The following is a 17,795-nucleotide window of genomic DNA, read 5'->3' on the forward strand; positions in this document are numbered from 1 at the left end:
CCAGCAGCAGGGTTACGACCAGGGCTACGGCGGCGCACAGCAGCCCGGCTACGACCAGGGTTACGGCCAGCAAGGCGGCTATGACCAGGGTTACGGCCAGCAGCCGGCGTACGGCCAGCAAGCCGGCTACGACCAGGGCTACAACCAGGGCGGATACGCCCCGCCGGCCACCCAGGGCGCCAACCGTCAGCTCAACGCGACCCTGCACCTCGACGACGGTTCCAACCGGACGTACAACCTCAAGCAGGGTGGAAACGTCGTAGGACGTGGGCAGGAAGCCGACTTCCGCCTCCCGGACACGGGAGTCTCCAGGCGCCACCTGGAAATCTCCTGGGACGGGCAGAATGCGATGCTCGCTGATCTCGGTTCGACAAACGGGACCACGGTGAACGGCACGCCAGTGCAGACTTGGCAGCTCGCGGAGGGCGACGTCGTCCGCATCGGCCACTCGTCACTGGTTTTCCGCACCGCGGGCTGAGGTCGATACGGGCGTCGGTAAGCAACTCAAGGCAGGAGCGGTTACAACCGGTGCCAGAGCTGGTGATGCAGCTGACCAGAGCGGGCTTTCTCGTGCTCCTCTGGCTCTTTGTGCTGGCCGCCCTACGTGTGGTCCGCTCTGATCTCTACGCAGCCTCAGGGCTCCGGGCGTCAGGTCTGCCCGGTTTCCGGAGGTCCGAGAAGTCGGCGAGGGGAAGCAAGGCGCCGCGGCAACTCGTGGTCACCCACGGGGCGCTGACCGGCACCCGCATCTCGCTCGACGGCAGGCCGATCCTGATCGGCCGCGCTGACGACTCCACTCTCGTCCTGGACGACGACTTCGCGTCGACCAGGCACGCGAGGTTGTCCATGCGCGGTACCGACTGGTACGTGGAGGACCTCGGCTCCACGAACGGCACCTACCTAGACCGAGCCAAGGTCACCGCACCCCTGCGAGTACCTCTCGGCACCCCGATCCGCATTGGCAAAACGGTGATCGAGCTGCGCTCATGACCTTGGTTCTTCGATACGCGGCCCGCAGCGACAGGGGCCTGGTTCGTTCCAACAACCAGGACTCCGTGTACGCGGGCCCCCGCCTGCTCGCAGTCGCCGACGGCATGGGTGGCCACGCCGCCGGTGAAGTCGCGAGCAAGGTGGTCATCGCCTCGCTGGCCCACGTCGACGACGACGAGCCTGGCGACGACCTCCTCGGCAAGCTCCGCGACGCGGTCGCGGCCGGCAACGGCGCCATTTCCGAACTGGTCACGAGCGACCCGGACCTGGAAGGCATGGGCACCACGCTCACGGCCATCCTGTTCGCGGGCAACCGGCTCGGACTCGTGCACATCGGCGACTCACGCGCGTACCTCCTGAGGGAGGGCACGTTCGCGCAGATCACGCACGACGACACGTTCGTCCAGTCGTTGATCGACGAGGGCCGGATCACGCCGGACGAGGCAGCCACGCACCCGCAACGCTCGTTGCTGCTGCGTGCGCTCACCGGCCACGACTTCGAGCCCAGCCTCACGGTGCGTGAAGCACGCTCCGGCGACCGGTTCCTGCTCTGCTCGGACGGTCTGTCCGGAGTCGTGAGCCTGGAGACGCTCGACGAGGCGATCCGCATCCCGGACCCGCAGGCCTGCGCGGACCGCATGATCGAACTCGCGCTCAAGGGCGGCGGCCCCGACAACGTCACGGTGATCGTGGCGGACGTCGAGGACGTCGACTTCGGCGACGACTACCCGATCGTCGGTGGCGCGGCCGGTGACGGCAGCGAGGACCACAACACCCCGCCGGACTCCGCGGCCTCGCGGGCGAGCGCGCTCACGCAGCAGCGCCCGCCGATGCCGCAGCGCATGGAGGCACCGCCACCCCCGCAGGACCCGCGGCGCAAGAAGCGGAACGCGATCAAGGCGTTCGTGATCATCTTCGTGCTGCTCCTCCTGACCGGTGCCGTGGCGGTCGGCGGCAAGCTGTGGCTCAACACCCAGTTCTACGTCGGCGCCACCGAGGACGGCCAGGTCGCGATCTTCCGCGGCCTCAACGGCTCGGTGCTCGGGTTCAAGCTGTCGTCCAAGGTCGAGGACTCGTGCCCGCCCGGATCGACGGGCTGCACCCCGATCACGCTGAAGGACCTGCAGGAAGCCGGTCGCAAGACCATCACCGCCGGCATCCGCAGCGACAACGGCCTGGACGGCGCGCGCGCCGCGGTGAGGTTGCTGCGCACGGAGCACATGTTGCCGTTGTGCAAGGACACGTCGTCGACGTCGAGCAGCACGACGCCCAGCACCTCGCCCAGCACGCCGCCCGCGAACGGTTCGCCGAACCCGGAGACCGGCGCCACCGAGCCTTCGCTCACCCCCTCCCAGCAAAAGCCGGGTGTGGAATGCCGGGAGGGTCCGTAGTTGATGGGCTCGCCCGTCCCCGCCGGGGAAGGCTCACCAGGCGCGTCGGTGGCGACGAGCACGTCGCCGGGACTGCGACCGCCCACGCGGCGCGGCACCGAACTGGTGATGCTGTCGTTCGCTGCCGGACTCGTGACGCTGGCGCTGATCCTGGTCGAACTGAACCAGGAGCGGTCGCTGAGCCTGAGGGTTCTCTACCTCGGTCTCGCGTACCTCGGGCTCTTCGCCTGTGCCCACCTCGCCGTGCGCAGGTGGGCGCCTTACGCGGACGCGGCGATCCTGCCGTGCGTCGCGCTGCTCAACGGGCTCGGTCTGGTGGTCATCCACCGGATCGACCTCGCCATGGAGGGCACCGTCTTCCTGGACGGCTCGACGTGGGACCCGGTGGCGTTCAAGCAGGTCATCTGGACCGCGATCGGGTTGGTGCTGTTCGCGGCGACGCTGAAGTTCCTCTCCGACCACCGCACGCTCGCGCGGTTCGGCTACACGTTCGGCCTCATCGGACTGGTCGCGCTGATGCTGCCCGGTGTGCTGCCGGGGTTCATCGCGCCGGAGATCAACGGCGCGAAGATCTGGCTGCGCCTCGGCCCGTTGTCACTTCAGCCGGGTGAGTTCGCCAAGATCCTGCTGATGGTCTTCTTCGCCGCGTTCCTGGTGTCGAAGCGGGACCTCTTCACCACCGCGGGCCGCCGGTTCCTCGGCATGGACCTGCCGCGCGCCCGCGACCTGGGCCCGCTGTTCGCCGCGTGGGGCGTCACGGTCGCGGTCATGGTGCTGCAGAAGGACCTCGGCTCGTCGCTGCTGTTCTTCGGCATCGTGCTCGTGCTGCTCTACGTCGCCACCGAACGCGCGGCGTGGGTGGTGCTCGGCCTCGGCCTGTTCTCCGGTGGCGCGATCGTCGCGTGGAAGCTCTTCGCGCACGTCCAGCAGCGCGTGGCGAACTGGCAGGACCCCATCGGGCGGTACGAGCGCATCGGTGGTGGCTACCAGATCTCGCAGTCGCTCTTCGGTCTCGCGACCGGAGGTATCGGTGGTGCCGGTCTCGGCGCCGGCCGCCCGGAGATGATCCCCGAGGCGAACACCGACTTCATCACCGCCGTGATCGGCGAGGAGCTCGGGTTCGTCGGCTTCGCGGCCCTGCTGCTGATCTACATGATCTTCGCGTTGCGCGGCCTGCGCAGCGCCATCGCCGTGCGCGACAGCTTCGGCAAGCTCCTGGGCGGCGGTCTGGCGTTCGCGGTCTGCTTCCAGGTGTTCATCGTCGTCGGCGGTGTCACCAAGCTGATCCCGATGACGGGTATCACCGCGCCGTTCCTGTCCTACGGCGGTTCGTCACTTCTCGCGAACTACATCCTGGTCGCGTTGCTACTGCGAATTTCTGCCGCGGCGAGGGCTCCGCAGCGGGCTCCCAAGCCGAAACCGCAACAACCGGCAATCGCCGACCAGCACACTGTGATGGTGGAGCGTCCCAAATGAACACACCGCTCCGCCGCGTCGGCATGGCCATGATGGTGATGATCGTCCTGCTTCTGGGCAACGCGACCTGGGTGCAGGTGATCAACGCCGACGAGTGGCGCAAGAACGCGTACAACCGCCGGGTGCTGCTCGACGAGTACGCCCGCAAGCGCGGTCTGATCACGGTCGCCGACGGCACGGTGATCGCGGACGTCAAGGAGACGACTGACCGTCTCCGGTATCTGCGCACCTACAACAACGGCCCGGCGTACGCGCCGGTGACCGGGTACCTGTCGGTCACCTACGGCACGTCCGGCATGGAGCGCGCGGAGAACGACCTGCTGAACGGATCGGACGACCGGCTGTTCGCGCGCCGGGTCTCCGCGCTGATCACCGGTCGCGACCCGGTCGGCGGCAACGTGCAGCTGACGCTGAACTCCAAGGTGCAGCAGGTCGCGTACGACCAGTTGGTCGCGAAGGGCTTCACCGGCTCCGTCGTGGCGATCAAGCCGGACACCGGCGAGATCCTCGCGATGGCGAGCACACCGTCCTACGACCCGAACCTGCTCGCGAGCCACGACGTCAACGAGCAGGCGGCGGCGTGGAAGCAGCTCACGTCCAAGGACGCGAACGACCCGCTGATCAACCGCGCGACGCAGGCACTGTACCCGGCCGGTTCGACGCTCAAGGTCGTGGTCGCGCCGGCGCGCTCGCCGACGGCAAGAACAAGGACACGCAGTACACCGCGGCCGGCACCATCAAGCTGCCGAACACGCAGACCGACCTGCCGAACTTCAACGGCACCCCGTGCGGCCCAGGCCAGACGGTGTCGATGGAGACCGCGCTCGCCAAGTCGTGCAACACGGCGTTCGGCGAGATGGCGGGCCAGCTCGGCGCGAACAAGCTGCGCAGGCAGGCGGAGAAGTTCGGCTTCAACGACCCGGATCTCGCGGTGCCGCTGCCCGTCGAGGCCTCGACGCTCGGCTCGATCCCCGACGACGCCGCGCTCTACCAGACCGGCATCGGCCAGCGCGACGTGCAGATCACGCCGCTGGAGAACGCGGTGGTGGCCGCGACGATCGCCAACGGTGGCAAGCGGATGCAGCCGTACCTGGTGTCGAAGATCCTCGGCCCGGACCTGAAGTCGATCGACGACACCAAGCCCGACGAGGTCGAGACCGCGATGAGCTCGGCCAACGCGGCCGCGCTGCGCGACATGATGATCCAGTCGGAGATCAACACCGGCGGTGAGGGCCGCCTGCAGAACATCCAGGTGGCGTCGAAGACCGGTACCGCCGAGCACGGCGCCAAGCCGCTCGAGAACAAGCCGCACGCCTGGTACATCGCGTTCGCGCCTGCGCAGAAGCCGGAGATCGCGATCGCGGTGATCGTGGAGGACGGTGGCGACCGCGGTCTGGGTGCCACCGGTGGCAAGGTCGCCGCGCCGATCGGGCGCGCCGTGATGAACGCGTACCTGGCGGGTCGCTGATGCTGACCACGGGCCAGCTCCTCGCCGACCGCTACCGCCTCACCAGGCGGATCGCGGTCGGCGGCATGGGCGAGGTCTGGGAAGGCGCGGACGAGCGGCTCGCCCGCTCGGTGGCCGTGAAGGTGCTCAAGGCCGAGCTCTCCGGCGACCCCGAGTTCCTGCACCGCTTCCGCACCGAGGCGCGGATGACCGCGTCGCTCAACCACCCCGGCATCGCGTCGGTGCACGACTACGGCGAGACCGCGTCCGTCACCGACGGACCGGAGGACACCGCGTACCTCGTGATGGAGCTCGTCGAGGGCGAACCGCTCGCGACGATCATCTCGCGCGGCCGGCTGACCGCCGAGGTGACGCTCGACCTGCTGGAGCAGACCGGCAACGCGTTGCAGGCGGCCCACGAACGCGGGCTCGTGCACCGGGACGTGAAGCCGGGCAACATCATGGTCACGCCGTCGGGCAAGGTGAAGATCACCGACTTCGGCATCGCGAAGGCCGTGGACGCGGCACCCGTGACGCGGTCAGGCATGGTCATGGGGACCGCGCACTACATCGCTCCGGAACAAGCTCTCGGCGGCGAGGCCGAACCGGCGAGCGACGTTTACTCGTTGGCAGTGTGTGGCTACGAATGTCTGGCTGGGCACCGCCCGTTCCTGTCCGACAACGCGGTGACCGTCGCGATGATGCACATCCGCGACATCGCGCCGCCGTTGCCGCCGGACGTGCCTCCTGGCGCGCGGGCGCTGATCGAGGCGACGCTGGTGAAGGACCCGCGGCAGCGCTACCGGACCGGTGGCGAGTTCGCCGCGCGGTCAGCGCGGTGCGGGTGGGCCAGCGGCTGCCGACACCGTCCGGTTTCACGATGCCTCAGGTGGTGCAACAGCAGATACCGCAACCGGTGCAGCAGTTGCCACCGCCTCCGCCGCCACCCCAGGCTTCGCAGCCACTTCCGATTCCACCGCAGATGGCGCACCACCCGGGAGGGCCGGGACGTCCCGGCACCCACCCGGCAATGCAACCGGCGCACCAGACCGGCACGTTCACCCCCATGCCGACACCACCGGGGAGAAACCGGACCGTCGTCTGGGTTATGGTCGCTCTCCTGGTGACCGTGCTGCTGGTGCTCGGCGTGGTCGTCCTGTGGAAGTTGACCGTGAAGCCCAACGGCGGCAACGGGCAAGGTGGCCAACAGACCACCTCCAGCTCGGTGAACCAGAACCCACCGGCGAACGGGCAGGCCAAGCCCGACTCCGCCGACCGGATTCCGGGCAACTCGCCGAAGCTGCTCGACGAGGACGACTACATCGGTCGATCCGCCGACGAGGTCAGGACCGAGCTGGTCGACCACGGCTTGGAGCCCAGGGTGCAGAGCGCGCAGGGCACATCGCCGGGCGACTTGAAGAAGTGCCGAGTCACCGCCATCGCGCCGACAGGCGAGGTGCCGGCGGGCTCGCAGGTGAAGGTGACGTGCGCGCCATGAGCAAGACGAGAACCGAGTTGGGAACACCGTCGACGAGGAGCGGGACGAAGCACCGATGAGCACTCCGCGACTGCTCTCAAACCGCTACGAACTGGGTGAGACCCTCGGGTACGGCGGCATGTCCGAGGTCCACAAGGGGCGGGACGTCCGCCTCGGCCGAGACGTGGCGATCAAGGTGCTGCGCGCTGACCTCGCCCGCGACTCCCAGTTCCAGGAACGATTCCGGCGCGAGGCGCAGAACTCCGCCGCCCTGAACCACCCGGCGATCGTCGCCGTTTACGACACCGGCGAGACCCAGACCGAATACGGCCCGCTGCCCTACATCGTGATGGAGTTCGTCGACGGACGGACGTTGCGGGACATCGTGAAGACGCAGGGCCCGCTGTCGGGCAAGCGCGCGATGGAGGTCATGGCCGACGTCTCGGCCGCACTCGACTTCAGCCACCGGCACGGCATCGTTCACCGCGACGTGAAGCCGGCGAACGTGATGATCACGAAGTCCGGCGCCGTGAAGGTGATGGACTTCGGCATCGCCCGTGCCCTGCACGACGGTCAGGCCGCGGTCACCCAGACCGCCGCGGTGATCGGCACCGCCCAGTACCTGTCGCCGGAGCAGGCGCGCGGTGAGTCCGTCGACGCCCGCTCCGACGTCTACGCGGCCGGCTGCGTGCTGTTCGAGCTGCTGACCGGCGAGCCGCCGTTCACCGGTGACTCCCCCGTCGCGGTCGCGTACCAGCACGTGCGGGAAGACCCGAAGGCGCCGTCGTCGCTGAACCCGAAGGTGTCGCCGCAGCTCGACGCGATCGTGCTGAAGGCGATGGCGAAGGGACCGGCGAACCGCTACCAGTCGGCCGCGGAGATGCGGGCCGACCTGGTGCGCGTGCTGTCGGGTCAGCGTCCGTCCGCGCCGGCCGTGATGACGGCCGAGGACCGCACCGCCGTGATGAACGAGCAGGCCTCGCGCGCTCCTCGCACGCAGGTGGTGCCCGGCGGCGGCAGGCACCGCCCGGCGGCGTTGAGGTCGGAGCCGGACGACGACTACGACCCGATCGCGGACGAGGAAGAAGAGCGTCGCGCCAAGCGCAAGAAGGCCATCATGATCACGCTGGTGGTCATCCTGTGCATCGCCGTGCTCGGCCTCGCCGCGTGGATCACCAACAACATCATGAACACCGGCAACCAGGCCTCGGACAAGGTCAGCGTCCCGTCGATCGTCGGCCTGAGTCCGTTGGAGGCCAAGGAGAAGATCAGGAAGGTCGGCCTGGTGGCCAGCCAGGAGGACGTCGCCTGCGAGCCAGGTCCCAACGGCGCGCCCGCCAAGTGCACGGCCGACCAGATCAACAAGGTGATCAGCACGAACCCGCCGGAAGGCAGCCAGGTCGGCCAGGGCTCCCAGGTCACCATCTCCGTCGGTGCGCCTCCTGGTGAGGGGACCGTGCCGGACCTGAAGGGCAAGACCCCGCAGGAGGCGCAGGCGATCCTGGACAAGGATCCGAACGGCTTCAAGCTGCAGCAGAGCAACGAGACCGTCGAGGTCGAGGACGCGACCAAGGCCGGCAAGGTCGCGCAGCAGAACCCCGAGGTCGGTCTGAAGCTGAAGAAGGGCGGCACGATCACCATCCAGCTCGGCAAGGCACCGGACAAGCAGAACGTGCCGAACGTCGTGGGTGATGACGTGAACGACGCCCGTCAAACGCTGGAAGGCTCGGGCTTCAAGGTCAACATCGAGCAGGTCGACAGCGCCAAGCCCCAGGGCGAGGTCATCTCGCAGAACCCGCCCGCCAACAGCAAGGCCGCCAAGGACACGACGGTCACGCTGAAGGTCTCGAAGGGCAACCAGTTCGAGATGCCGGACCTGACCGGCCTGTCGGAGAGGGAAGCCGAGAACAGGCTGAAGTCGCTCGGCTGGAACGGTGTCTTCAACACGCAGGACCAGACGGTCCAGCCGGGGTCGCCTCAGGTCGGCAAGGTGATCGCGCAGCAGCCTGCGAAGGGTACGGCGATCTCGAAGGGAACCGCGGTGACGGTGACCATCGGCAAGGCGGGCATCGTCACCACCTGACGCCGGGTTTCGCGAGAAGGGCGGTTCCGGACTCCGGAGCCGCCCTTTCGTTCACTGGCGGGCGGCCGCGGCGAGCGTGCGCATGCCGGTCTCGAGCTGCGCGACCGTGGCCTCCGGCACCTCGAAGCCGCAGACCTTGAGCCAGTTGGCAAGCATGCGATGGCCGGCGTCGGTCAGCACCGACTCGGGGTGGAACTGCACGCCCTCGACCGGAAGTTCCTTGTGGCGCATGGCCATCACGATGCCGGTCTCGGTCTTGCCGGTGACCTCGAACTCCGCGGGGATGGTCTCCGGCACCACCGTCAGCGAGTGGTAGCGGGTCGCGATGAACGGCTGCGGCACGCCGTCGAGCACACCCTTGCCCTCGTGGAAGACGATGCTCGTCTTGCCGTGCAACAACTCTGGCGCGCGGTCGACGGTTCCGCCCCACACCACACCGATCGCCTGATGGCCGAGGCACACGCCGAAAACCGGCTTGCCGGTGTCCGCACACCGCTTGATGACGTCGATGCTCGCGCCCGCACGCTCCGGCGTACCGGGACCAGGACTCACGAGCACGCCGTCGACGTCGTCGATCTCGTCGAGGTCCACCTCGTCGTTGCGCCGCACGACGCACTCCGCACCAAGCTGAGCGAGGTACTGGACGAGGTTGTAGACGAAGCTGTCGTAGTTGTCGACCACGAGCACGCGCATGGACAGAGCTTAGTTGGTCGCGTCGAGTGAGTTAGCTCTCGTCTTCGCTGAGGTTAGCCTACCCTAAAATAGGTGTCATGAGTCGCCCCTTGCGCGTCGCGGTCGTCGGCGCCGGCCCGGCCGGTGTCTACGCGGCCGACATCCTGACCAAGTCCGACGTCGACGTGCAGATCGACCTCTTCGAGAAGCTGCCGGCGCCCTACGGCCTCGTCCGCTACGGCGTCGCGCCCGACCACCCGCGCATCAAGGGCATCGTCACGGCTCTGCAGAAGGTGCTCGACAAGCCGTCGGTCCGCTTCTTCGGCAACGTCGAGTACGGCGTCGACGTCAAGCTCGACGATCTGCGCCAGTTCTACGACGCGGTGATCTTCTCCACCGGTGCGTCGTCCGACCGATCGTTGAACATCCCCGGCATCGACCTGCCGGGCAGCTACGGTGCCGCGGACTTCGTGTCCTGGTACGACGGCCACCCCGATGTCCCGCGCACGTGGCCTCTGACCGCGACGTCGGTGGCGGTTCTCGGCGTCGGCAACGTCGCTCTGGACGTGGCGCGGATCCTGGCCAAGACGGCCGACGAGCTGCTGGTGACCGAGATCCCCGCGAACGTCTACGAGGGTCTGGCCTCTTCACCCGTCACCGACGTGCACGTCTTCGGCCGCCGCGGCCCGGCCCAGGCGAAGTTCACGCCACTGGAGCTGCGCGAACTCGACCACTCGCCGAACGTCGAGGTGATCGTCCACGCAGAAGGCATCGAGTTTGACGAGGCCTCGATGCGTGCGATCAGGACCAACAAGCAGGTCGAGATGATCGTGAAGACCCTCCAGGAGTGGGCGATCCGCGACGTGGGTTCACGCCCGCGCCGCCTGCACCTGCACTTCCTGGAGGCGCCGGTCGAGGTTCTCGGCACGGAGTCCGTTGTCGGCCTGCGCACCGAGACCCAGGAGCTGACCGGTGACGGCAACGTCCGCGGCACCGGCGTCTTCACGGACTGGGAGGTCCAGGCCGTGTACCGCGCGGTCGGCTACCTCTCGACGCACCTGGCCGACCTCCCGTTCGACCACGTCTCCGGCACGATCCCCCACCTCGCCGGCCGCGTGCTGGACCTGGACGAGGTGCCCATTCCCGGTGTCTTCGTGACCGGGTGGATCAAGCGCGGCCCGATCGGTCTCATCGGCCACACCAAGGGCGACGCGCTGGAGACCATCACCAGCCTGTTGGAAGACGCTGCCTCGCTCCCCCTCGCCGTTTCGCCTTCGCCTGACGCCATCGTCCAGTTCCTCGAGCAGCGCGGCGTGCCGTTCGTGACCAACGAGGGATGGAGTCGCCTTGACGCGCACGAGATCGCGTTGGGTGCCGTACACGGCCGCGAGCGCGTGAAGGTCGTACCGCGCGAGGAGATGACCTCGATCTCGAACGGCTGAGCCGTTCCCCGATGAAGCCGCCATCGCGTGTGGGCGCGATGGCGGTTTCACCTACTTCACTCCGTGGTGACGTTGTTGAACGGCAGCTTCGGCTCCGCCCACGGGAACACGACGAACATCAGCAGGGCGACGATGCCGGCGACCAGCACGACGGCCTCGATGACTCGCAGGAACAGCGGGCCCGGCAGGTGCCGCCAGATCCAGCCGTACATCAGCCCTCCGTCATCTCTGGCGGCGCGAAGCCGTCGGCCACCGGGTAGCTCTTGGTTTCGATCGCGTGCACGATCAAGCGCTGCTTGTCGGAGAAGCGCGGGTGGCAGGTCGTCAGGGTGAGCAGGCGAGCCTGCTTCTCGGGCGGCACGGTGCCGTTCACCTGGTGCGGGACGGGTGCGATGACCTCGCCCTTGGTGGGGAGGACGATCTCCTGGCCGACGGTCTTGGCGTAGGCGTCGCCGAGGGTCGTGGAGAGCGGGGCAACGCCGGCGCAGGCCGCTTCCTTCGACTTGGGGTTCGAGGCCCAGCCGGCCACCTCGCTGCTCATCGGGAGCACCCGGTAGACGAACCACTGCGTCTGCGTCTGCACGACGACGGCGTCGCAGGACCGGAGCAGGTCGAGGTCGTTGAACGGCGCGCCCTTGCCGACGCGGTGGCCGGCGATGGAGAAGTTGCCGGGCTCGCCCGGCTGAGCGGTGTCCTTGTAGTGGCCGGGGCCGATCTCGAGGTGCTTGTCGGTCGTGCCCTCGACGACGGAGAACTTCCAGTCGTTGCCGAAGACCGGGATGTACATCTTCGCGAAGGCCTTGCCCTCGATGAGGTTCAGCTTCGACTGGCGGTTCGGGTCGGCGGGGGGCGGCGTGACGACGTTCGAGCTCCATTCGGAGTCGAGCGCCGCGGTGGCGTCCTCCTGCTTCCCCGCGGAGAGCAGGTCTGTCACGTAGACCTCGTAAACGACGAACAACAACACGACGAGGCCCAGGGTGATGAGGGCTTCACCGACGCCGCGCACCGCCTTGCGCGCGAGGCTGTCCGACGGCGGGGCGTCCTTCTCTTCCTCGTCGTAGTCGTCATCGTCGTCGTAGTAATCGTCGTCGTAGTGGTCCTCGATGCGCGGGATCACCTCGGTGGGCGGATCAACCGGGCGGGGACGAGGCGGCCTCGGCGGCATTCCTCGCGGCGGCATTCCCTGAGGACCAGCAGGCGGCATCCCGCGCGGAGGCGTGCCGGGCGGAGGACCCTGGAAAGGCGGGCCGGGACGGCGCGGCGGAGCTCCCCCAGGAGGCAGGCTGCCGGAGAAAGCGCTGGTGAACTGTGTTGCGTCTGGTGGCGGCAGCGGGCGCGGTGAAGGTGTGGCCCGCACGTGCTGCAGGTCATCACGACGGGGTGCAGGACGCCGTGGAGGCGGCTGCTGCGGTCCCGAGTTCACCTGAGAACCTCCGCACGGACTGTGAACTGAAAACAACTGCGTCTGCCAGGTGGTTCGCTCACCACGTTCGCTACGTTAACGTGTCTCCCGAGTAGTGCACGTAAACTTGCGTCACTCAGGGATATCCACGTCAGGCGAGGACAGCATGCCCAAGTCCAAGGTCCGGAAGAAGGCGGTCTACACCGCACCCACTGACCGCCGCACGCCGGTCAAGGTCAAGGCAGCGGGACCGTCACACCCGGTCTACGTCGTTGTCATGCTCGGCTTCATGCTGCTGGGCCTCGCGTGGCTGGTCGTCAACTACATCGCGGCCGAGAAGATCCCGTTCATGCTCGAGCTGGGCGCGTGGAACTTCGCCATCGGCTTCGCGCTGATGATCATCGGTCTGCTGATGACGATGCGCTGGCGCTAGACACGCACGAGGCTCAGCAAGTCACAGTTCGTAAGGTCGGCCCGGACGTCACACGTCCGGGCGACTGTTGTTAGCACCTGGTTCACCTGGTTCATCTGAGCGTCACCGAAGCACACGGCTGTAAGTCATCCCCATTGGGGACAAGTCCTGTGGACAACTTTGCGCGAAAATGCACAAGCGTCGGTTTCCCCTCATGCGGACCCGTTCAGTTGTCCACATTTCATGCGGGACACTCGACGGTGTGACTCGCACCTGGTCCACTCCCGCCCCGCTCGTCGCCGGCGCGTGGGTGCTCGCCCTCCTGCTCGCCATAGCGACGGTCATCGCTGACGACAACCCGGGCCGTCTCCTCGTCGGACTGGCAACGCTGCTGGTCACGTACCTCGCGGCGTTCGCGACGATCGCCCGGCCGAGGCTCACCGCGGACGCGGACGGGCTCGCCGTGCGCGGGTTCGCGAGCACGACGCTCCTGCCGTGGCACGAGGTGAAGGTCAAGCTGCAGACCACTCGCCGGCTCGGCAGGGAACAGCAGACATTGGAACTCGACGCCGACGACCGTCTCGTGGTGCTCACGAAACTGGACCTCGGCGCCGATCCGGAAGAAGTCGCCGGCGTCCTGCACGCCCTGCGCCCGTAAAGCGCGGCCTAATTCGGACGGCAGGTCGTGGCGATCTCGAGGATGACCTCCGCGTTCGTGTCCAGTTGAGCGGCACGCAACGCGAACATGACTCCGAGCAACACGACCGCGGCGACCACAGCTGCGACCTGGTAGAGGTTGCGGTTCTTCTGCGGCGCCCTGACCATCGCGAGCGTCAGCAGGCCGCCGATGACGAACCCGCCGAGGTGCCCGAGCAGCGAGGCGTTGGTGAAGAGGTTCGACACCAGGTTGATCCCGACGACCACGACGATGGTCGAGATGTCCCGCCGCTGACGCTTCCACAGGATCAGCAACGCGCCCATCAGGCCGAACACCGCACCGGACGCTCCGGCGAGCTGTTGGCAGACGGTGCCGAAGTAGAACGCCGCCGCGCTGCCGCCGAGCAGCGCCAGGAAGTACACGACGCTGAACCGGAGCTTGCCCATCTCGCGTTCGACGTGCTGGCCCACGACGTAGAGCACGGCCATGTTGAGCGCCAGATGGATCAGGCCGAAGTGCATGAAGCCCGACGTGAGGATCCGCCACCACTCACCCTGTGCGGTGAGATCGGGAATCAGCGAGGTCGCCGTGAAGAGGCTCGATCTGGCGTTGTTCATCGGACTGCCCGACTGGAAGACCGTGACCACGTACGCCAGCACGTTGAGCGCGATCAGGATCGGCGTGATGATCACGCGGCCCTCGGAGACCTCGGCGCCCACGAGTGTGCGAGCACGACGGACCGTGCGACGGCCTTCGTTCACGCAGTCGACGCAGTGCATGCCGACCGAGGCGTCGTGCAGACATTCCGGGCACGCCGGACGGTCACACCTGGTGCAGCGCAGCCGGGTGGGCCGATCGGAATGACGTACGCAGACCGGTGCTTCCGGCTGCGCTCCGATCGGCCCGTCCGGTGGCACGAGTGCGTCGCTCACGCGCGTTCGATCGTGATCCGCTCGATCTTGATGTCGTTGACCGGACGGTCGGCCGCACCGGTCGTGGTGTTGCCGATGGCGTCGACGACGTCCCGCGACTCCTGGTCCGCGACCTCACCGAAGATCGTGTGCTTGAAGTTCAGCCACGTCGTCGGCGCCACGGTGACGAAGAACTGCGAGCCGTTGGTGTTCGGCCCCGCGTTCGCCATCGCGAGCAGGTAAGGGCGGTTGAACTGCAGTTCCGGGTGGAACTCGTCCGCGAAGCGGTAGCCGGGGCCACCGCGGCCGGTGCCGGTCGGGTCACCGGTCTGGAGCATGAAGCCCGCGATGACGCGGTGGAACAGGGTGCCGTCGTAGAACGGACCCGAGTTCGTGCCGCTGGCGTTCGCCTCGGTGTAGTTCTTCGTGCCCTCGGCGAGCCCGACGAAGTTCGCCACCGTCTTGGGGGCGTGGTCGGGGAACAGGTTGATGCGGATGTCGCCCTGCGTGGTGTGCAGGGTCGCCGTCACCTTGGTCCCGACGAAGGATTCGTTGCTGTCAGCCACCACCCCATCGTGCCATCCACGGGCGGCGATGTTCAGAAAGGGGCACGATGGGTACCTCTATGACATAACCGGACGACAACGTGTGGAGCACAGGATGGACGAGGTGGACGTCATGACCCGTGCCGGCGAGTCCGTTGGCAAGGCTGTCGGCACCGGTCTGAAGGCCGCGCGTCAGGGTGTCGTTCGCGCTGGTCATGCCGCTGAGGTGAAGCTCGCGGAGCGCGGCATCACGGCTGACCAGGTCCGCGGCGCGCTCGTCGAGCGGGCCGACACGCTCATGGACAAGGCGGAGGACTGGGAGAAGCAGACGCGCCGCTCCCGCAAGCGCCTCGCCAAGAAGAGCGCGAAGACGCGCGCTGACCTCATGAGCAAGGCCGACGCAGTTCGCAAGGAAGTGAAGAAGGCGGCCAAGCACGCGCGCAAGGACGCCAAGGTGCGCGCCAAGGAGATCCGCAAGGCCGCGGCCCAGCTCGGGGCAGACGCGCCGAAGCGCCGCAGGTGGCCGTGGGTGCTCGGCCTCCTGATCGCGGCCGCGGCGGCCGGCTACATCGCGCTGACGCGCAGGCCGGAGGAGGTCCACCTGCAGGACGAGGAGCAGGCCCCGTTGCCGGAGCCCGTCCTCAACGGGCAGGTGCCGACGCAGAAAGAACCCGTGAAGTAGCTCGCGGAACAGCAGAACGGGTGGCCTTCCGTCCGGAGGGCCACCCGTTCGTGTGCCTTCAGAGCTTGAGTCCCTTGATCGCCTCTTCGGCGATGCGACGAGCCTTGATCGACTGCTTCTGGTTGCTCGTCACGACCACAGCGGCGTCGCTCTTCGCCACGGCGTAGACGACACCGCTGTCGTTGCTCACGTATCCCCCGCTCCACCCGGTGGGTGAATTGGCGGGCTGTGAACCGTCCGGCGCCGCGTCGTTCACGATCAGCTTGGCGACGCGTTGATCTCCCACGTAGACGCGCACCGTCAGCTGGATCTCAGTGGCGTTGGCGTAGAAAAAGCACGCCGGGTGTGGTTCGTCCGTTGACAGTTTCACTTTGGGCACGCGCTGCCCGTTCGCCTCGGCGACGAAGCTGGTTGCCAGGTACGGGCAGGTGCCGTCCTTCGCGGGCTGGGGCGCGGGCGGGAGTGCCGGAGCGGCGCTGGTCGTGGTGGGGACCTGCTGAACCTGGGTCGTGGGAACCGGCACGTTCTGGGCGACAGGGGTGCCGCACGCGGCGAGGACGCCGAGCAGGGGCAGCAACAGTGCTCGTTTCATAGGGGCAACAGTCAACCAGATACCCATAGCTCCTTCAGCGGCACACTGTGTGATCGTTCAACTTCTTCACCCCTGCCCGGAAGGACCATCCCGCCATGCAGTTTCTGGAGCAAAGACGTGACCAGGCCCTGGCCCTGTTCCGGATCGTGATCGGCCTCTTGTTCCTGATCCACGGCGCCCAGAAGATCTCGAAGGGAACAGAGCTGCTGTCGTGGCCGGGCGGCCCCGCGATGCTGATCGAACTGATCGGCGGCGCCCTCGTTCTGATCGGCCTGTGGACGCGCTGGGCCGCGTTGCTCTGTTCCGGCGCCATGGCTTACGCCTACTTCGTGGTGCACCAGCCGAGGGGCCTGCTGCCCATCCAGAACGGCGGTGAGCTCGCGGCGGTGTACTCATGGGCGTTCTTGCTGCTGGCGTTCACGGGCGCCGGCGCTTGGAGCATTGACCAACTACTCCGCAAGTCGTCGAAGAAGTCACTCGCCAACGCCTGACGCCTGCTGGAAACACACCGAAGCCCTGTTCGCTGCGGCGGCGAACAGGGCTTCGGCACTTCCGGGCCAAGTTGGGGCGGCGATGCCGAAATCGGGGCGGTGATGCCGAAGGCGGGCCGACCGGGGGTCCGGGGGCTTGCCCCCGGCTGGGGTCTGGGGGCTTGGCCCCCAGAAAACACTTCGGGCCGAGGAGGTCTGCGCTTTCCGCAGACACTCCTCGGCCCGAGGAACGAATGGAGACGAGGGGAATCGAACCCCTAACCCCCGCCTTGCAAAGGCGGTGCTCTGCCAATTGAGCTACGTCCCCATGGATCCGGGGCGGCAGGCCGCCCGCGGGATCAGTCCGTGGGAGCGGTGGCCTCGCGCCACAGGTCCGCGTCGGCCTTGGCCGTACGGCTGCGCTTGACGAAGAACAGGACCGCACCGGCAACCACGACGAGTGCGATGATCTTCTTAGCCACTCTGAACCCCTCCAAAGACTGTTATGCCCCGACGTACCGGACCAGCCTACAGGCTTTCTGGGTCTTCAGCCGGGGCTCCGGAACTCGCATCCGGACAGAAACGATGATGATTCGAGAGAAGTTCGAATCGAGTGGGCCTAGGAGGACTTGAACCTCCGACCTCTTCATTATCAGTGAAGCGCTCTAACCGCCTGAGCTATAGGCCCTCGATCAACTGTCGCCCCAGGGCGACGAAGAAGACCTTACAGGATCGTCCTTCGCCGCCCCAAATCGGGGGTCACTCCCTCTCAGAGAGGGTGAGTTCCAAGCCACCAGCCAGATCCGCGGACACGTTGTAGACGAACGCGCCGACGGTTGCGAGGGCCGTGAAGAGCACGATGTTGACGGCGCCGATGATCGCCGAGACGCCGAACACGCGGCCGGCGCTGATCAGTGGCTCGCCCGGCTCGTTGGCCTGGAGCAGGTCGTTCGCGGTGCTGTTGATCTTGTCCCAGACACCCATGCCGTGCAGGACGCCGTAGAGCACGCCGACCGCCACGAGCCAGACGAAGAACAACGCGACGCCCAGGACCAGGGCGAGCTTGAGCACCGACCACGGGTCGACGCGCTTCACCTGCAGCGAGGCGCGGCGCGGGCCGCGGCCGGGACGGCGGGCCGACGGGG

The 17,795-nt window shown here is 67.4% G+C and carries 18 protein-coding genes, 2 tRNA genes and 3 pseudogenes; 13 read left to right on the plus strand and 10 right to left on the minus strand.

Annotation, left to right across the window (positions count from 1 at the left end; all coding sequences use genetic code 11):
• The 8 genes and pseudogenes from FXN61_RS35055 to pknB form a co-directional block, all read left to right on the plus strand.
• A partial coding sequence (locus FXN61_RS35055; RefSeq protein ID WP_167978239.1) for an FHA domain-containing protein occupies nt 1-478 on the plus strand: 478 nt, incomplete at its 5' end.
• A 50-nt stretch (nt 479-528) separates the two neighbouring features.
• Nucleotides 529-990, plus strand: a complete 462-nt coding sequence (locus FXN61_RS35060; RefSeq protein ID WP_030465595.1) for an FHA domain-containing protein FhaB/FipA — start codon at nt 529-531, stop codon at nt 988-990.
• Nucleotides 987-2,381 carry a PP2C family protein-serine/threonine phosphatase gene (locus tag FXN61_RS35065; RefSeq protein WP_167978240.1) on the plus strand — a complete coding sequence of 465 codons (1,395 nt, stop codon included), beginning with the start codon at nt 987-989 and terminating at the stop codon, nt 2,379-2,381. The genes FXN61_RS35060 and FXN61_RS35065 overlap by 4 nt, the downstream gene beginning before the upstream one ends.
• Nucleotides 2,382-2,384: 3 nt before the next feature.
• The gene (locus FXN61_RS35070) at nt 2,385-3,857 is read left to right on the plus strand and encodes an FtsW/RodA/SpoVE family cell cycle protein (RefSeq protein WP_167978241.1); all 1,473 of its coding nucleotides are present in this window, start codon (nt 2,385-2,387) and stop codon (nt 3,855-3,857) included.
• Nucleotides 3,854-5,325: pseudogene (locus FXN61_RS35075) on the plus strand (peptidoglycan D,D-transpeptidase FtsI family protein). The gene FXN61_RS35070 and the pseudogene FXN61_RS35075 overlap by 4 nt, the downstream one beginning before the upstream one ends.
• Nucleotides 5,325-6,248: pseudogene (locus tag FXN61_RS56610) on the plus strand (serine/threonine-protein kinase); the annotation flags it as partial. The pseudogenes FXN61_RS35075 and FXN61_RS56610, both read left to right, overlap by 1 nt.
• Nucleotides 6,249-6,412: 164 nt before the next feature.
• Nucleotides 6,413-6,802, plus strand: a complete 390-nt coding sequence (locus FXN61_RS56615; RefSeq protein ID WP_246292394.1) for a hypothetical protein — start codon at nt 6,413-6,415, stop codon at nt 6,800-6,802.
• A 55-nt stretch (nt 6,803-6,857) separates the two neighbouring features.
• Entirely contained in the window at nt 6,858-8,864 is a 2,007-nt protein-coding gene (pknB, locus tag FXN61_RS35085; RefSeq protein WP_167978242.1) for a Stk1 family PASTA domain-containing Ser/Thr kinase, read from the plus strand.
• A 51-nt stretch (nt 8,865-8,915) separates the two neighbouring features.
• Here pknB and FXN61_RS35090 read toward each other — a convergent pair whose 3' ends face one another.
• Entirely contained in the window at nt 8,916-9,557 is a 642-nt protein-coding gene (locus FXN61_RS35090) for an aminodeoxychorismate/anthranilate synthase component II (protein ID WP_188135830.1), read from the minus strand.
• A gap of 77 nt (nt 9,558-9,634) precedes the next feature.
• On the opposite strand from FXN61_RS35090, the gene FXN61_RS35095 reads away from it, so the two are divergent.
• Nucleotides 9,635-10,978, plus strand: coding sequence for an FAD-dependent oxidoreductase (locus tag FXN61_RS35095; protein WP_167978243.1), 1,344 nt, complete (start codon nt 9,635-9,637; stop codon nt 10,976-10,978).
• Nucleotides 10,979-11,034: 56 nt separating this feature from the next.
• Here the strand turns inward: FXN61_RS35095 and FXN61_RS35100 are convergent, their stop codons facing one another.
• Together FXN61_RS35100 and FXN61_RS35105 are read right to left on the minus strand one after the other, a co-directional pair.
• Nucleotides 11,035-11,190: a hypothetical protein gene (locus tag FXN61_RS35100; protein ID WP_167978244.1), complete on the minus strand. Its 156-nt coding sequence runs from the start codon at nt 11,188-11,190 to the stop codon at nt 11,035-11,037.
• Nucleotides 11,190-12,095 carry a class E sortase gene (locus tag FXN61_RS35105; RefSeq protein WP_312878224.1) on the minus strand — a complete coding sequence of 302 codons (906 nt, stop codon included), beginning with the start codon at nt 12,093-12,095 and terminating at the stop codon, nt 11,190-11,192. Before FXN61_RS35105 ends, FXN61_RS35100 begins: the two co-directional genes overlap by 1 nt.
• A gap of 451 nt (nt 12,096-12,546) precedes the next feature.
• On the opposite strand from FXN61_RS35105, the gene crgA reads away from it, so the two are divergent.
• Entirely contained in the window at nt 12,547-12,813 is a 267-nt protein-coding gene (crgA, locus tag FXN61_RS35110; protein ID WP_030465604.1) for a cell division protein CrgA, read from the plus strand.
• 241 nt (nt 12,814-13,054) lie between these two features.
• Complete coding sequence (locus tag FXN61_RS35115) at nt 13,055-13,450, plus strand: PH domain-containing protein (RefSeq protein WP_312878225.1); 396 nt, start codon at nt 13,055-13,057, stop codon at nt 13,448-13,450.
• Nucleotides 13,451-13,458: 8 nt separating this feature from the next.
• Here FXN61_RS35115 and FXN61_RS53255 read toward each other — a convergent pair whose 3' ends face one another.
• A complete protein-coding gene (locus tag FXN61_RS53255) occupies nt 13,459-14,382 on the minus strand; it encodes a rhomboid family intramembrane serine protease (RefSeq protein WP_312878226.1) in 924 nt (307 codons plus the stop codon).
• Nucleotides 14,379-14,927, minus strand: coding sequence for a peptidylprolyl isomerase (locus tag FXN61_RS35125; RefSeq protein WP_167978246.1), 549 nt, complete (start codon nt 14,925-14,927; stop codon nt 14,379-14,381). Before FXN61_RS35125 ends, FXN61_RS53255 begins: the two co-directional genes overlap by 4 nt.
• A gap of 94 nt (nt 14,928-15,021) precedes the next feature.
• Between FXN61_RS35125 and FXN61_RS35130 the strand changes: the two genes are divergently transcribed.
• Nucleotides 15,022-15,588 carry a hypothetical protein gene (locus FXN61_RS35130; protein WP_167978247.1) on the plus strand — a complete coding sequence of 189 codons (567 nt, stop codon included), beginning with the start codon at nt 15,022-15,024 and terminating at the stop codon, nt 15,586-15,588.
• Between the two features lie 58 nt (nt 15,589-15,646).
• On the opposite strand, the gene FXN61_RS35135 is transcribed toward FXN61_RS35130, so the two are convergent.
• On the minus strand, nt 15,647-16,180 hold the full coding sequence (locus tag FXN61_RS35135; protein ID WP_167978248.1) for a DUF2020 domain-containing protein: 534 nt from the start codon (nt 16,178-16,180) through the stop codon (nt 15,647-15,649).
• 95 nt (nt 16,181-16,275) lie between these two features.
• On the opposite strand from FXN61_RS35135, the gene FXN61_RS35140 reads away from it, so the two are divergent.
• Nucleotides 16,276-16,671, plus strand: coding sequence for a DoxX family protein (locus FXN61_RS35140; protein ID WP_167978249.1), 396 nt, complete (start codon nt 16,276-16,278; stop codon nt 16,669-16,671).
• A gap of 234 nt (nt 16,672-16,905) precedes the next feature.
• Here FXN61_RS35140 and FXN61_RS35145 read toward each other — a convergent pair.
• From FXN61_RS35145 to FXN61_RS35155, 4 genes and pseudogenes are all read right to left on the minus strand, one after another.
• Nucleotides 16,906-16,978, minus strand: a tRNA-Ala gene (locus FXN61_RS35145).
• A gap of 34 nt (nt 16,979-17,012) precedes the next feature.
• Nucleotides 17,013-17,132 (minus strand): annotated as a pseudogene (locus FXN61_RS51015) (DLW-39 family protein); the annotation flags it as partial.
• Between the two features lie 132 nt (nt 17,133-17,264).
• A tRNA-Ile gene (locus FXN61_RS35150) sits at nt 17,265-17,338 on the minus strand.
• 71 nt (nt 17,339-17,409) lie between these two features.
• Nucleotides 17,410-17,795: DUF3566 domain-containing protein (locus tag FXN61_RS35155; protein WP_167978250.1), on the minus strand; the 386-nt coding region annotated here is incomplete at its 5' end.

Origin of the sequence: Lentzea indica (assembly GCF_012184385.1) — a bacterium.
Lineage (GTDB): Bacteria > Actinomycetota > Actinomycetes > Mycobacteriales > Pseudonocardiaceae > Lentzea > Lentzea indica.

Bases quoted from the DNA above. Each gene is read 5' to 3' on its own strand.
- FXN61_RS35100 (WP_167978244.1), bottom strand. From the start codon at position 11,190: ATGTACGGCTGGATCTGGCGGCACCTGCCGGGCCCGCTGTTCCTGCGA.
- FXN61_RS35095 (WP_167978243.1), top strand. From the start codon at position 9,635: ATGAGTCGCCCCTTGCGCGTCGCGGTCGTCGGCGCCGGCCCGGCCGGT.
- FXN61_RS35130 (WP_167978247.1), top strand. From the start codon at position 15,022: ATGGACGAGGTGGACGTCATGACCCGTGCCGGCGAGTCCGTTGGCAAG.
- FXN61_RS35135 (WP_167978248.1), bottom strand. From the start codon at position 16,180: ATGAAACGAGCACTGTTGCTGCCCCTGCTCGGCGTCCTCGCCGCGTGC.
- FXN61_RS35070 (WP_167978241.1), top strand. From the start codon at position 2,385: ATGGGCTCGCCCGTCCCCGCCGGGGAAGGCTCACCAGGCGCGTCGGTG.
- FXN61_RS35140 (WP_167978249.1), top strand. From the start codon at position 16,276: ATGCAGTTTCTGGAGCAAAGACGTGACCAGGCCCTGGCCCTGTTCCGG.
- FXN61_RS56615 (WP_246292394.1), top strand. From the start codon at position 6,413: ATGGTCGCTCTCCTGGTGACCGTGCTGCTGGTGCTCGGCGTGGTCGTC.
- crgA (WP_030465604.1), top strand. From the start codon at position 12,547: ATGCCCAAGTCCAAGGTCCGGAAGAAGGCGGTCTACACCGCACCCACT.
- FXN61_RS35090 (WP_188135830.1), bottom strand. From the start codon at position 9,557: ATGCGCGTGCTCGTGGTCGACAACTACGACAGCTTCGTCTACAACCTC.
- FXN61_RS35065 (WP_167978240.1), top strand. From the start codon at position 987: ATGACCTTGGTTCTTCGATACGCGGCCCGCAGCGACAGGGGCCTGGTT.
- pknB (WP_167978242.1), top strand. From the start codon at position 6,858: ATGAGCACTCCGCGACTGCTCTCAAACCGCTACGAACTGGGTGAGACC.